Raw genomic sequence first — 12863 nt, forward strand, 5'->3', positions numbered from 1 at the left:
CGGCTCGGGCCTGTGTCGGGGCACCGCCGGGGCGCCGTGAAAGGGTTGCCATGAGGATCCTGCACACCTCCGACTGGCACCTGGGACGTACCTTCCACGGGCGCCTCCTGGGCGAGGACCACGCGGCCTTCGCCGACCACCTGGTGGACCTGGTGCGCACGGAGTCGGTGGACGCGGTCCTGGTGTGCGGGGACGTCTACGACCGGGCGATCCCGCCCAACGACGCCGTGGCCCTGCTGGACGAGACGCTACGGCGCCTGAGCGAGCGCACCCGGGTGGTCCTGACCCCCGGCAACCACGACTCCGCCCGCCGTCTGGGGTTCGCGGCGGACCTCATGCGCGAGGGCCTGGTCATCCGCGCCCGCACCGCTGGGCTGGACCGGGGCATTATCCTGCCCGACTCCCAGGGGCGTGAGGCCGCCGTCGTGCACGCCCTGCCCTACCTGGACCCCGACGCCGCCCGGGAGATCCTGCCGCCGCTGCTCCAAGAGCGCCTGGGCGAGGTGGTGCCCGCCGGCCGGGGCGCCGACCAGGACGCGCCCGGGGAGCAGGGCCACCCGGCCGCCACCGGTGGGAGTCGGGCGGGCGGAGGGGCCGAGGCCGCACCGCGCGCACCCCTGCTGCCCCGCTCCCACGAGGCGGTCGTCTCGGCCGCCCTGCGCCTGGTGGCAGCCGACCTGCGGCGGGTGCGCCGCGGGCGCAGCCGGCGCCTGCCCAGCCTGCTCATGGCGCACGCCTTCGTGGTGGGCGGCAGGGCGAGCGAGTCCGAGCGCGACATCCGCGTGGGCGGCGTGGACTGCGTCCCCTCAGAGATCTTCACCACCATGGGCGGATCACCGCTGGCGTCCCAGTGCGGCGGCCTGGACTACGTGGCCCTGGGCCACCTCCACCGCCCCCAGGAGGTGGGCCCCCACCGCGGAGGGGAGCGCGGAGAGCAGGACCAGCGCACCGGTACCGGCGCACCGGGTGCCCCGGGTGGCGGCACCCCGGGTGCCCCAGGGGGCGGGCCGCGCCTGGTCTACTGCGGCTCCCCGCTGCCCTTCTCCTTTGACGAGGCCGAGGACGCCCGCCCCAAGTCCTCGGTCCTGCTGGACCTGTCCGCGGACGGGGTCACGTCGTTGGAGCGCATAGCGGTGCCGGTACACCACCGGGTGCGTACCGTGGAGGGCACCATGACCGAGCTGCTCTCCGGCACCTTCGACGACGCCCGGGACGCCTGGGTGCGCGTCGTCCTGCACGGTCGGCGTCCGCCGGGGGCGCTGGCCGTCCTCAAGGACCGCTTCCCGGGGCTGCTGGCCTTCCACCACCAGGCACCCTGCCAGCCCGGACGCCAGGTGGCGGTCACCGCGGCGGCGGACCCGCTGCGGATCGCCGAGGACTTCCTGGACGACGTCGGGGCCCACCCGCCCGGTGACGCCGAGCGCGCCGTCCTGCGTCAGGCCTACGAGTCCGCCCTGGCGGCACAGCGGAGCGAGAGATGAGGATCCACCACCTGACCATGACCGGCGTCGGCCCCTACGCCGGCAAGGAGCGCATTGACTTCGACGCCGTGGGCGCCTCGGGCCGGTTCCTGCTCACCGGGCCCACCGGGTCGGGCAAGACCACGATTATCGACGCCATCGTCTTCGCCCTGTACGGGGAGGTGGCGGACCCGGCGGACTCCTCCCGGGAGCGCATCCGCTCCACCCTGGCCGGGCCGCAGGATCCCACCGCCGTCGAGCTGGTGTTCTCCACCAGCGCGGGGGTGTACCGGGTGCGCCGCACCCCCGCCTACGAGCGGGCCAAGCGGCGCGGCCAGGGCACCACCACCCAGAACGCCACGGTCAGGCTGTGGCACCTGGCCCGGGTGGGCGGGGAGCCGCTGGACGAGCCGGTGACCCGGGTGGGGGAGGCCGACGCGCAGATCGCCCGCGTGGTGGGCCTGAGCCGGGAGCAGTTCACCCAGACGGTGGTCCTGCCGCAGGGGAAGTTCGCCCGCTTCCTGCGGGCCGAGTCCTCCCAGCGCCAGGGCCTGCTCAGGGACGTGTTCGGCACCGGGATATACGACGCCATCCAGGACTGCCTCATCCAGGCCTCCCGTGCCAGGAACAGGCAGGTGGACCAGGCCGCGACGGATCTGCGCGCCCAGGTGGGCGTCCTGGTCAGGCACCCTCGCCTGGCCGACCGGGAGGCGGAGGGCCAGGACGGCCAGGGGCCCCGGCGCCTGGACACCGAGCTCATGGCCGCCCTGGAGCACCCCGTCCCCGACCTGGAGGCGCTCGGCCGCGCCACCGCCCGGGCCCGCGAGGAGTCCGGGCAGGCCCTGAGGTGCTGCCAGGCCCTGGCGCTCCAGGCCGCCGACGCCCTGGAGCGGGCCCGGGAGGACCACGAGCGGGCGCGCGAGGTCCACGACCGTCTGGAGCGGCGTCGGGCCCTGGTGGAGGAGTGGCGGTGCCTGGAGGAGCAGGCCGACCAGGACGCCCGGGACGCCGAGCGACTGCGGGCCGCGGAGCGGGCCGAGCGCGTCAGGCCCCTGGTGCGGGCCGAGCGCGCCGCCCGGGCCCGGGCCGAGCAGGCCGTGGCGGCGCTGGCCGGTATAGCCGCCGGACGGCCCGAGGGAGCCGGGCCAGACGGACCCGAGGGGACCGAGCCCGTCAGGCCCGAGAGGACCGAACCAGACGGATCTAAGGGAGCCGGGCCCAGGCGGCCCGAGGAGGCACCCGACGGGCCGGAGGACAGTATCCGTCAGGCCGTGAGCGCCCTGGTCGGGCCCGTGCACGACCGGGCCCGGCGGGTGCTGGAGGACCTGGCGGGCGCGGGCGACCACGCCGCGGCCCTCCTGCCCGACCGTCCCCCGGGCCCGGGGCCCCAGCAGGCCGCGCCAGCCAGCACGCCCGGTACCGCACCGGCTGGCACGCCCGGTACCGCACCGCCCAGCACGCCCGGTACCGCACCGGCTGGCACGCCCAGCACACCCGGTACCGCACCAGCCAGCACGCCCAGCACACCCGGTACCGCGCAGCTCGACGCCCTGGCGCACCGCTGCCGCCGTGAGCACGGCCAGCTGGAGGGCCTCATGGAGCTGGAGGCGGCCCTGCCGGAGCGCTCCCGGGCGCTGGACCGGCGCGGCCAGGAGCTGGCGGACGCCGAGAGGCTGATATCGCGACGTCTGACGGACCTCGACCAGCGCACCGCCCAGCGGGCCGACCTGTCCCGGCGTCTGGAGGAGGCCCGCCTGGGCGGTCAGCGTGAGGGCCTGGAGGACCGCCGCACCCGGGCCCACGAGCGGCATCGGGCGGCGCTCAGCGTCCAGGAGCTGACGCACCAGCAGGAGCGCTGCCGCCAGGAGTGCGCCCGGGCCGCGCAGGCGGCCCAGGAGGCGGCCCAGGACGTCCTGGACACCCGCCTGAGGTGGATCTCCTCCACCGCCGGGGCCCTGGCCGGTGAGCTGAGGAGCGGCGAGCCCTGCCCGGTGTGCGGCTCGCGGGAGCACCCCCTCCCCGCCTCCGGGGACGCCCCGGGCGCCAGCCGGGCGCAGGTGGAGCAGGCCGAGGTCCTCCAGGGCCAGGCCGACAGGGCGCTCACCGCGGCCCGCGGGCAGCTTGAGTCCGTCACCGAGCGCCTGGCCCGGGCGCGCCACGACGCCGACGGCATGGACGTCGCGCAGGCCGCCAGGGCCCGGCAGGAGGCCGACGCCGCCGTGGACGCCGCCCGTCAGGCGGCCCAGGAGGCGGAGGACCTGGCGGCCCGGCTCAAGGCCCTCGACGCCGCCACCGCCCAGGAGCACCAGGCCGTGGACGCCGCCCGCCTGGACCGCCAGGCGGCCCTCTCCCGCCTGGAGGCGGACCGGGAGGCCCTGGAGCGGGACGTCGTACGCTGTGAGCAGGGGCGCGGGACCTGGCCGAGCGTGGCCGCCAGGGGCGCCGCGCTGCTGGCCGGGGCGCTGGAGGCGGAGGCGGCCAGCAGGGAGGTGGCCGAGGCTGGCTCGGCCCTGGAGCAGGACGGCAGCGCCCGTGCCGAGCTGGCCGAGGCCCTGGGGCGGGAGGGCTTCACCGACGTCGGGCAGGCTGAGGCGGCACGGTTGGACCATGACGCCCGACAGGCCCTGGAGGAGGCCGTCAGGCAGGCCGACGCCGCCCGGAGGCGCGTCCGGGCGGGGCTGGAGGCCCCGGATCTGGAGGACCTGGACGGACAGGACCACCTGGGGCCCGCGGCCCTGGCCCTGGAGAAGGCGCAGGCCGCCGCGGAGCGGGCCGGTGAGGCCCGGGCACGCACCGAGGCCTCGCACGCCCAGCTGGACCGGGCCTGCACCGAGGTGGAGCAGGCCGCCAGCGCCTACCAGGCCGCCGTCGGCTCCAGCGCGGCCCTGCTGGAGGTGACCGCCCTGGCCCGGGGCGACAACCCGACGGGCACGCCCCTGGCCACCTGGGTGCTCCAGGCCCGGTTCGACGAGGTCCTGGTGTTCGCCAACGAGCGCCTGGCGCAGATGTCCTCGGGACGCTACGAGCTGGTCCGGGTCGACCAGGAGGCGGGGCAGCGCGGGCGCCGCCAGGGCCTGGGCCTGGCCGTCACCGACAACCTCGGGGTCGGGCGCAGCCGGGATCCCCGGACGCTCTCGGGCGGGGAGACCTTCTACGTCTCGCTCGCCCTGGCCCTGGCCCTGGCCGACGTCGTCTCGGCGGAGTCCGGGGGTGTGAGCCTGGACACCCTGTTTATTGACGAGGGGTTCGGCACCCTGGACCCGCAGACCCTCCAGGACGTGCTCGCCGAGCTCGGACGCCTCCAGGAGGGGGGCCGCACCGTGGGCATCGTCTCCCACGTGGCCGAGCTGCGCCGCCAGATCCCCGACCGGATCGAGGTGCGTCGGGGGAAGACCGGCTCCACCGTCCGGACCACCGCCACCTACGACGTCCCCTGACCGGGCCGGCACGCAGGCGGCGGCGTCCCACCCACCTCCCTGCGCGCCGTGACCTCGGTGAGACGGAGGAGACACCACCAGGAGTTCACTTTTCCTGTCTTGCTCGCTATCCTCGAACGCGCAAGAAACCACTCCCTTACTGAACGGATGGTGGTGCCAGTGCCTGAGGCACTCTCCCAGCCCCAGTTCGACGTCCTCTACTGTCTGCTACGAGCCAGCTCCCCCCTGACCCAGCGCCAGATCCACGCCGCCACCGGCATGTCCCTGGGCAGCGTCAACACCGTGGTCCGCGAGTGCGAGGCCCTGGGCCTGGTCGCCGACCGCGTCCTCACCCAGGCCGGCCGGGCCGCGCTGGAGCCCTACCGGGTGGACAACGCGGTGATTATGGCCGCCGGGCTCTCCAGCCGCTTCGCCCCCATCTCCTACGAGCGCCCCAAGGGCACCCTGCGCGTACACGGGGAGATACTGGTCGAGCGGCAGATCAAGCAGCTGCGCGAGGCCGGGATCAACGACATTATCCTCGTGGTGGGCTACAAGAAGGAGTACTTCTTCTCCCTGGCCGAGCGGCTCGGGGTGCGGATCGTCGTCAACGACGACTACGTCACCCGGAACAACAACGGCTCCCTGTGGGTGGTACGCAAGGAGCTGGGCAACACCTACGTGTGCTCCTCCGACGACTACTTCACCACCAACCCCTTTGAGTCCCACGTGTACCAGGCCTACTACTCGGCCCAGTACGTGGCGGGCCCCACCTCCGAGTGGTGCCTGGTCACCGGCGCGAACGGCCGGATCACCGGGGCCACCGTGGGCGGGGCGGACGCCTGGACCATGCTGGGCCACGTCTACTTCGACCGCGCCTTCTCCACCACCTTCCGCCGCATCCTGGAGGAGGTCTACACGCTCCCCGAGACCGCGCCCAAGCTGTGGGAGTCGATCTACATCGAGCACGTCAAGGAGCTCGACATGGTGATCCGCCGCTACCCCGAGGGCGTCATCAACGAGTTCGACTCGGTCAACGAGATCCGTGACTTCGACCCCATGTTCCTGGAGAACGTGGACTCGGAGGTGTTCGACAACATCTCCTCCGTCCTGGGGTGCCCCAAGACGGAGATCCACGACTTCTACCCGCTCAAGCAGGGCATTACCAACCTGTCGTGCCACTTCTCCGTGGGCGACCAGGAGTACGTCTACCGCCACCCGGGTATTGGGACGGACAAGATCGTCAACCGGGGCGCCGAGCTGGAGGCCCTGCGCCTGGCCGCCAAGCTGGGCCTGGACCACACCTTCCTGGCGGGCGACCCCACCAAGGGCTGGAAGATCTCCCGCTTCATCACCGACGCACGCAACCTCGACATGACCAGTGACGACGAGCTCCGTCGGGCCATGACCATGGACCGCGAGCTGCACGACAGCGACGCACGGCTGTCGAGGACCTTCGACTTCATTACCGAGGGCCTGAAGTACGAGCGGCTCCTGGAGGGGCACGGACCCATTGACGTCCCCGGCTACAGCACGCTGCGCTCCAAGGTCCTGCGCCTGAAGGACCACGCCACCGCCGACGGGTTCCCCGTGGCACCCAGCCACAACGACTTCTTCCCCCTCAACTTCCTGGTGGGCACCGACGGGCACATCGACCTCATTGACTGGGAGTACTCGGGCATGTCCGACGTCGCCAGCGACTTCGGGACCATGGTCGTGTGCACCCAGATCTCCGGGGAGCGCGCCGAGGACGCCCTGGGCTACTACTTCGGCCGTACCCCCACCCCCCAGGAGCGGCGCCACTTCTGGTCCTACGTGGTGTTCGCCGGCTGGTGCTGGTACGTGTGGGCGCTGCTGAAGGAGGCCGAGGGCGACGACATCGGGGAGTGGCTGTTCATCTACTACCGCCACGCCGCCTACTACGTGGACGCCCTCCTGGAGTCCTACGAGTCCGACACGCCCCTGGAGCACGCGCCGGCCGCGCGCACCGGGCGCACCAATGTGAGGAGCGACTCATGAGGTACGGGATCCTCAGCGGTGCCCTGTGGGGCCTGGACACCGTCGTGCTCGCCGTCGCCACGGCCCTGGTGCCCTTCCTGGGCGCCGACGAGGCCTCCCTGGCCAGCGCGGTCCTGCACGACGTGTCCTGCGCCCTCATCCTGCTGGTCTACATGGGCGTGCGCGGCCGCCTGGGCGACACCTGGAGGGCGGCGCGCACCCGCTCCGGGCTGGCCGTGGTCCTGGGCGCGCTGCTGGGCGGGCCCATTGGCATGAGCGGCTACCTGGTCGCGATCAACAACATCGGCCCGGGCTACACGGCCATTATCTCCACCTTCTACCCGGCGGTGGGCACCTTCCTGGCCTTTGTCTTCCTCAAGGAGCGGATGCACCTGCACCAGGTCGTCGCGCTCGTCATCGCCCTGGCGGCCATTGTCTACATCGGCTACTCCTCCACCACCGACGACGCCACGAGCGGCTCGTCCTTCATTGGCGTCCTGGGGGCCCTGGCGTGCGTCCTGGGGTGGGGCTCGGAGGCGGTCATCCTGGCGTGGGGCATGAAGAACGACGTCGACAACGAGACCGCCCTGCAGATCCGCGAGACGACCTCCGGACTGGTCTACCTCCTGGTCGTCGCGCCCCTCGCCGGGGTCCTGGACTTCACCTTCCACGCCTCGACGTCGCTGGGCACCGGGGTGCTCGCCCTGGCCGCCGTCGCGGGTACGGCCTCGTACCTGTTCTACTACAAGGCCATTGACACCATCGGCGCCTCCCGGGGCATGGCCCTGAACATCTCCTACTCGGCGTGGACGGTGGTCTTCACCCTGGTCCTGACGGCCCTCGCCCCCACCCTGCTGGACCCCACGGCGACAGAGCCGGCCTCGCTCCTCACCTCCGACACCCTCCGGCAGGTCGGCTGCTGCGTGGTGATCCTCGTGTCCACCGTCCTGGCGGCCACCCCGGACTGGAGGGAGCTGCGCTTCCGCCGGCAGACGGCCCCGGTCGGGTAGACCCCGCCCCGTCCCTACCGGCCGGGCCCCGGCACCCTGCCGGGCCCGGCCGGCCCCGTCCCCGGCTCCCTGTCCCCGTCCTTCCCGGCCTCCGGGGGCACCGGCCCGCGACCGTACCTCTACGCAGTACCGGGAACCGTCCTTCCCGGCCCTGGGGGCACCGGCCCCAGGACGCCGACGGGTGAACGCGCACGCCGGGTACCCCAGCCCCCCGGGGCACCGGCCCCAGACCACCGTCGTTAAGGAGTGCGGGCAGATGCACCAAGCACGCTCCCAGACCAGCCGCGACTACCTGTGGAACACCGCCTCGTCGTTCATGACCGCCCTGGCGACCGTGGTCATGCTCCTGGTGGTCACCCGCACGGCGGGGATCCGGGCGGCCGGCGTCTACTCCCTGGCCATTGCCGTGGGCCAGCAGTTCCAGACCCTGGGCATGTACGAGGTCAGGGCCTACCACGTCACCGACGTCACCCACCGGTTCACCTTCGGCACCTACCTGGCCACCCGCATTGTCACCGTGGCCCTCATGCTGGTGGGTATCACCACCTACGCCGTCCTCTCCAGTAGCGACGTCCACCACTGCGTCCTGGTGACGCTCGTGGCCTCCCTGCGTGTGTTCGACGCCTTCGAGGACGTCTACGTGTGCGAGCTCCAGCGGGTCGGGCGCCTGGACCTGGGGGGCCGGGCCTGCTTCTGGCGCGCGCTGTCCACCACGGTGGTCTTCTCCCTCACCCTGGCCCTGACCGGCAGCCTGCTCACCTCCACCGTGACGACCCTGGTCCTGTCCGTGCTCACCACTGTCCTGGTCTACCTACCGCCGTCCCGCGGGCTGTTCCCGCTGCGGCCCACCTGGGACCCCGGGCCCGTGGTCCAGGTGCTCCTGGCCTGCCTGCCGCTGTTCGGGGCGTCCTTTATATCCATGTACCTGTCCAACGCCCCCAGGTTCGCCATCGACCGCTACCTGGACCCCACCCAGCAGGGCTACTTCGCGATCCTGTTCATGCCCGCCGTCACCATTAACCTCATGTCCCTGGTCATCTTCCGGCCCCTGCTGACGCCCATGGCGGCGTTGTGGGCCAGGGGCGCGCGCCCGGCGTTCACCCGGCTCGTCAGGCGCGGCCTGGTCAGCGCCCTGGCGGCCTTCGGGGTCGTGGCGCTCATTACCTACGTGGCCGGGCCCCCGCTGCTCGCCCTCGTGTTCGGCAAGGACGTGTCCGCCTTCTCGGTCGAGCTCATGGTGCTCGTGGCCGGCGGGGCCATGAACGCCGCCAGCGTGGTCCTCTACTACGCCCTGGCCACCATGCGCCTGCAGAGGACCATATTCCTGGGGTACGCCCTGGCCGCCCTGGTCATGACCGCGCTGTGCCTGACCCTGGTGCCCGCCCACGCCCTGCTCGGGGCGGCCCTGGCCTACAGCGGCGCCATGGGCGTCCTGACCCTGAGCTTCGCCGCCGTCCTGCACTACTGCCAGGCCAGGGCGGGCGGGGCGGACGGTGGGGCCGGGGCAGGCAGTGCGGGCAGCACGACAGGAGTGGGAGAGGCGTGAGGGCGGTCCGGGACGTGCCCTGAGGACGCCGCGGCTAGGGGCGCCGGGTAAGGCCAGCCGCCAGGTGCTCCCGCTCGCAGACGTCGTACCAGAGCAGGTCCGCCTCGGCGGCACGCTCGAAGGCGGCCTCGTCCCCTCCCCGGGCCGCCCGTACGTCCGCCTCGGCGGCGGCCTCGTCCACCAGGAGGGAGGCGACATCGTCCCAGGGCACCGGCGCGGTCACCTGGACGGTGCCGGGGAGCACGTCCTCGTCAGGGGCTAGCTCCCTGACGTGCTCAGGGACGACGTCGGCGGCGACAACCACGCGCCGGTCCGCCAGGCCGTCGGCCTCCGGGCGGGACAGGCGCACGAGGGAGGAGTCGGCCGCGCACAGGCTGGCGGAGACCTCCAGGCCCTCCTGGTCCTCCTCGGGCAGGGCGGCAGCCAGGGCGGCGGTGGGGGCGTGGGCCGTCCGCGGTGAGAGAGCCGGTGCCGTCAGGTCGGCGGCGGTAGCAGGCAGGTAGACACGCATGACCCCAGTCTGCCAGGCGCCCCCCGTGGCATCCTGCCACGACGCCCGGGGCGGGGCCCGCAGCCAGCACCCGTAGACGGCAGGCAGCCGGTTCCTAGTGACGGCGACGGCGGTCCCTCTTACCGGCCCGGGAGGCGCGGTGACGGGCTGACCGTCGGGAGGAGCCGGGGTCCTCGGGGGCCGGGGCCGCCCCGGTCGGCGGGGGCGGTGGGGGCGGCTCCTGGGCGGTCCACCCGGGCGGGGCCGGGACCCAGCCCGGCACCTGGGGCGCCGACCCACCTGGCACCTGGGGCGCTGCCCCACCCGGCAGCGCAGGTGCTGGCGGCGGGAGCGGGCTGCGGGCGGGGCCGGGCACCTGGGCAGGGAACTGGGCCTGCTGGGCCGCGGCCGGCTGGGCCGGGCCCCCGGGCGTCCTGCGGGCCGGCCTGCGTACCACCGTGTCCTGGAGCTCCGGCGGGAGGGCGGAGGCTCCCGGGCCCTGCGCACCCTGGGCCGGAGCCTGCTGAGGCCCACGGGCCAGAACCTGCTGCACCCCCTGGGGCAGTCCCTGCTGCGCGCTCTGAGCCGGAGTCTGCGCCCCTTGGGCCGGAGTCTGCTGCGGTCCACGAGGCGGGAGCGGCACCGCCCTCTGGTCCCGGCCGTCCCGGCCGCCTTGGGCGTCCTGACCGACCTGGGGGTTCCGACCGGCCTGGGCGTCCCGGGGGTCCCGGCCGCCTTGGGCACCCCGGCCACCCCGACCGTCCCGGGTGCGGGCAGGCTCCGTCTTCCTCCCGCCGCCCCGGCGTCGCCACAGACCCCGACGTGAGCGTGACAGGGAGTCAACGCACCGCGCCCCGGGATCCACCCGGTCCACGAGCGCCGCCAGCGCCGCGCCGAGCGCGCTGCCGGGGGCGCCCTCCAGGACGCTGGAGCCCTCCAGCAGGCAGCGGTCGGCGCTGGCCTGGTCGTCAGGCAGGAGGACGGGGCTGACCACGCCCCCAAAACGGCCCAGGGCCTCGCGGACGGCCCGCTCGGGCGAGGGGCCCGCCACGGAGGCGCGCACCCGGTTGACGACGACCTCGACCCGTCCCCTCCACGTCCCGGTCTCGGCGTCCGCCAGGTGCGCAATGAGGCGGCGGACCCCCACCGGGTCACCGGCCCCCACCACCACCACGACGTCGGCCTCCTTGAGCAGCGCGGCGACCATGGCCGTGCGCCCGGGCTCCAGGGTGAAGTCGTCGACATCGTCCACGGCCTGGCCCCCGGCCACGTCCACGACCGTCCAGGGGGCGGTCTGCCGGCACCGGCGCCAGACCTCGGCCATGGAGGCGGGAGGGAGCTCACGCCAGCGTCCGCCGCGTCCCAGGCCCGACAGGAGACGTGTCCCTGGTCCGGCAGGGGCCAGGATCCGCTCGAAGGCCTCCGCGTCCAGGCGCGCGTGGGTGGCCAGCCGGGCGGCGGTGGCCAGCGCCGAGGAGTCCTCCGGCATGCCCAGGACCTGTACCAGGCTCGGGGCCTCCAGGTCGGCGTCCACCAGCAGCGCCTGGCCGCCGCGGGCCAGGCCGTGCGCCAGCGAGGCCGCCACCGTGGTCCGGCCCGGCGCGCCGTGCGGCCCCCACACCACCACCAGGCGACCGCCCTGACCGGGCCGGCCGTCGGCGCTACCGGCAGGGAGCCGACCGGGTGCGGGACCTCCCGGGAGGCTGCCGCCCCAGGGGAGGCCGCCGATGTCGTCGTCGTCACCAACGGAGGTGCGCCAGGTCTCCTCCCACTGCTCCACCCAGGGGTCGGTGGGGGCCGGAGGCGAGGCCGTCCCCGTCGGAGTGGTCACCACGTCCCCGGGGCGTGCGGACGCCGGGGGCGCGAGAGCGCCGTCCTGACGCACCAGGCCCTGGAGCCGGGAGCGGATCTGCTGGGGATCCGCCCCCCGCCACATGGCGACCCAGCCGTCGTCGAGCACGGGCGCGCTGTCGGGATCGGGCACCAGGAGGACGCCGCGCATCCCGGCACGCCCCAGGCGGTCCAGGACGGTGCGGTCCACGTCGGCGAAGGCGGCGTCCACGACGGCCAGGCAGGCCAGGCCGGCCAGGCCGGCGCTGAGGAGCTCGGGCAGGTCCGCGCACCGGCGCACGACCCGCAGGCCGCTGCCCGTGGCGTCCAGGGAGCGCACCAGCGGGGCGTCCTCGCCGCTGAGCGCGAGCAGGACCCCCTGGTCCACCGCGGCGCTCACGTGCCCTGCCCCGTGGGGACCAGGACGAGCGGGGCGCCGCTGCCGACCGCGGTGAGGACCTGCTCCAGGGACTCGGGGGGCACCAGGACCTCCACGGTGGTGGTGGCCGCGCCAATGAGGCTGGAGCCGGACTCCTTGACGGTGACGACGACGAGCCCGGAGGCGACGGACTGCGCCTTGACCGGGGTGGACCCCTGGGTCTGGTCGGCCGAGGCCTCCTGGGCGGCGGAGGGGACCCGGCTGTTCTCCTGCACGGTGGGCAGGCGCCACAGCTCCACCGTGTCACCGGTACCGGTCGTGGCGGGCAGACCGCCCGCCACGGTCAGCACCACCGACCGCAGGGAGACGTCGGAGGCCCTGCCCACCCCCGCGGTGGGCAGGAGCTCCCCGGCTACCATGGAGCGGGTGGCGACGGCCTCCTGGGGCAGGTCACCCTCCTTGACGTAGGAGCCGCTGCCCGGGTGGGAGGCGACCAGGGTCAGGACGCCCTCGGCGGTCAGGTCGGTGCCCGGGGCGACGTCGCGGGCCAGGACGTAGATCTGCTGGGTGTCGGAGGCGGCGTCCACCGCCCAGGCCCCCAGCGCGACGGCGCAGCCCACGAGGGCCAGGCCGCCGGCCAGGCGGGGGTCGCGCCACGTCGCACGGCGCCAGCGGACGGTCGGGGTGGATGGGACGGGGGTGCGGGATCCCGCAAGGCTGGTGGTCACGTTCTC

8 protein-coding genes are annotated in these 12863 nt (G+C 74.1%); 5 read left to right on the top strand and 3 right to left on the bottom strand.

All coding sequences use genetic code 11. The features are described from left to right. Positions 1–50 precede the first annotated feature (50 nt). From C3V41_RS05290 to C3V41_RS05310, 5 genes are all read left to right on the top strand, one after another. Entirely contained in the window at positions 51–1481 is a 1431-nt protein-coding gene (locus tag C3V41_RS05290; RefSeq protein ID WP_106109392.1) for a metallophosphoesterase family protein, read from the top strand. Continuing rightward, positions 1478–4897, top strand: coding sequence for an AAA family ATPase (locus C3V41_RS14150; RefSeq protein WP_106109393.1), 3420 nt, complete (start codon positions 1478–1480; stop codon positions 4895–4897). Before C3V41_RS05290 ends, C3V41_RS14150 begins: the two co-directional genes overlap by 4 nt. A 147-nt stretch (positions 4898–5044) precedes the next feature. Continuing rightward, a complete protein-coding gene (locus tag C3V41_RS05300) occupies positions 5045–6895 on the top strand; it encodes a phosphotransferase (protein ID WP_106109394.1) in 1851 nt (616 codons plus the stop codon). Then, positions 6892–7884 carry a DMT family transporter gene (locus C3V41_RS05305; protein WP_106109395.1) on the top strand — a complete coding sequence of 331 codons (993 nt, stop codon included), beginning with the start codon at positions 6892–6894 and terminating at the stop codon, positions 7882–7884. Before C3V41_RS05300 ends, C3V41_RS05305 begins: the two co-directional genes overlap by 4 nt. A gap of 256 nt (positions 7885–8140) precedes the next feature. Further along, positions 8141–9430: a lipopolysaccharide biosynthesis protein gene (locus C3V41_RS05310; protein ID WP_254423692.1), complete on the top strand. Its 1290-nt coding sequence runs from the start codon at positions 8141–8143 to the stop codon at positions 9428–9430. A 34-nt stretch (positions 9431–9464) separates the two neighbouring features. Here the strand turns inward: C3V41_RS05310 and C3V41_RS05315 are convergent, their stop codons facing one another. The 3 genes from C3V41_RS05315 to C3V41_RS05325 all read right to left on the bottom strand — a co-directional run bounded on the left by C3V41_RS05315 (position 9465) and on the right by C3V41_RS05325 (position 12857). Next, the gene (locus C3V41_RS05315) at positions 9465–9941 is read right to left on the bottom strand and encodes a DUF6912 family protein (protein ID WP_106109396.1); all 477 of its coding nucleotides are present in this window, start codon (positions 9939–9941) and stop codon (positions 9465–9467) included. A 94-nt stretch (positions 9942–10035) separates the two neighbouring features. Beyond that, positions 10036–12150, bottom strand: a complete 2115-nt coding sequence (locus C3V41_RS05320) for a hypothetical protein (RefSeq protein WP_129591484.1) — start codon at positions 12148–12150, stop codon at positions 10036–10038. Continuing rightward, positions 12147–12857, bottom strand: a complete 711-nt coding sequence (locus C3V41_RS05325) for a hypothetical protein (protein ID WP_254423693.1) — start codon at positions 12855–12857, stop codon at positions 12147–12149. The genes C3V41_RS05320 and C3V41_RS05325 overlap by 4 nt, the downstream gene beginning before the upstream one ends. Positions 12858–12863 lie beyond the last annotated feature (6 nt).

It is taken from the genome of Actinomyces sp. oral taxon 897, assembly GCF_002999235.1.
Taxonomy (GTDB): domain Bacteria; phylum Actinomycetota; class Actinomycetes; order Actinomycetales; family Actinomycetaceae; genus Actinomyces.

Bases quoted from the DNA above. Each gene is read 5' to 3' on its own strand.
- C3V41_RS14150 (WP_106109393.1), top strand. From the start codon at position 1,478: ATGAGGATCCACCACCTGACCATGACCGGCGTCGGCCCCTACGCCGGC.
- C3V41_RS05305 (WP_106109395.1), top strand. From the start codon at position 6,892: ATGAGGTACGGGATCCTCAGCGGTGCCCTGTGGGGCCTGGACACCGTC.
- C3V41_RS05310 (WP_254423692.1), top strand. From the start codon at position 8,141: ATGCACCAAGCACGCTCCCAGACCAGCCGCGACTACCTGTGGAACACC.
- C3V41_RS05300 (WP_106109394.1), top strand. From the start codon at position 5,045: ATGGTGGTGCCAGTGCCTGAGGCACTCTCCCAGCCCCAGTTCGACGTC.
- C3V41_RS05290 (WP_106109392.1), top strand. From the start codon at position 51: ATGAGGATCCTGCACACCTCCGACTGGCACCTGGGACGTACCTTCCAC.
- C3V41_RS05315 (WP_106109396.1), bottom strand. From the start codon at position 9,941: ATGCGTGTCTACCTGCCTGCTACCGCCGCCGACCTGACGGCACCGGCT.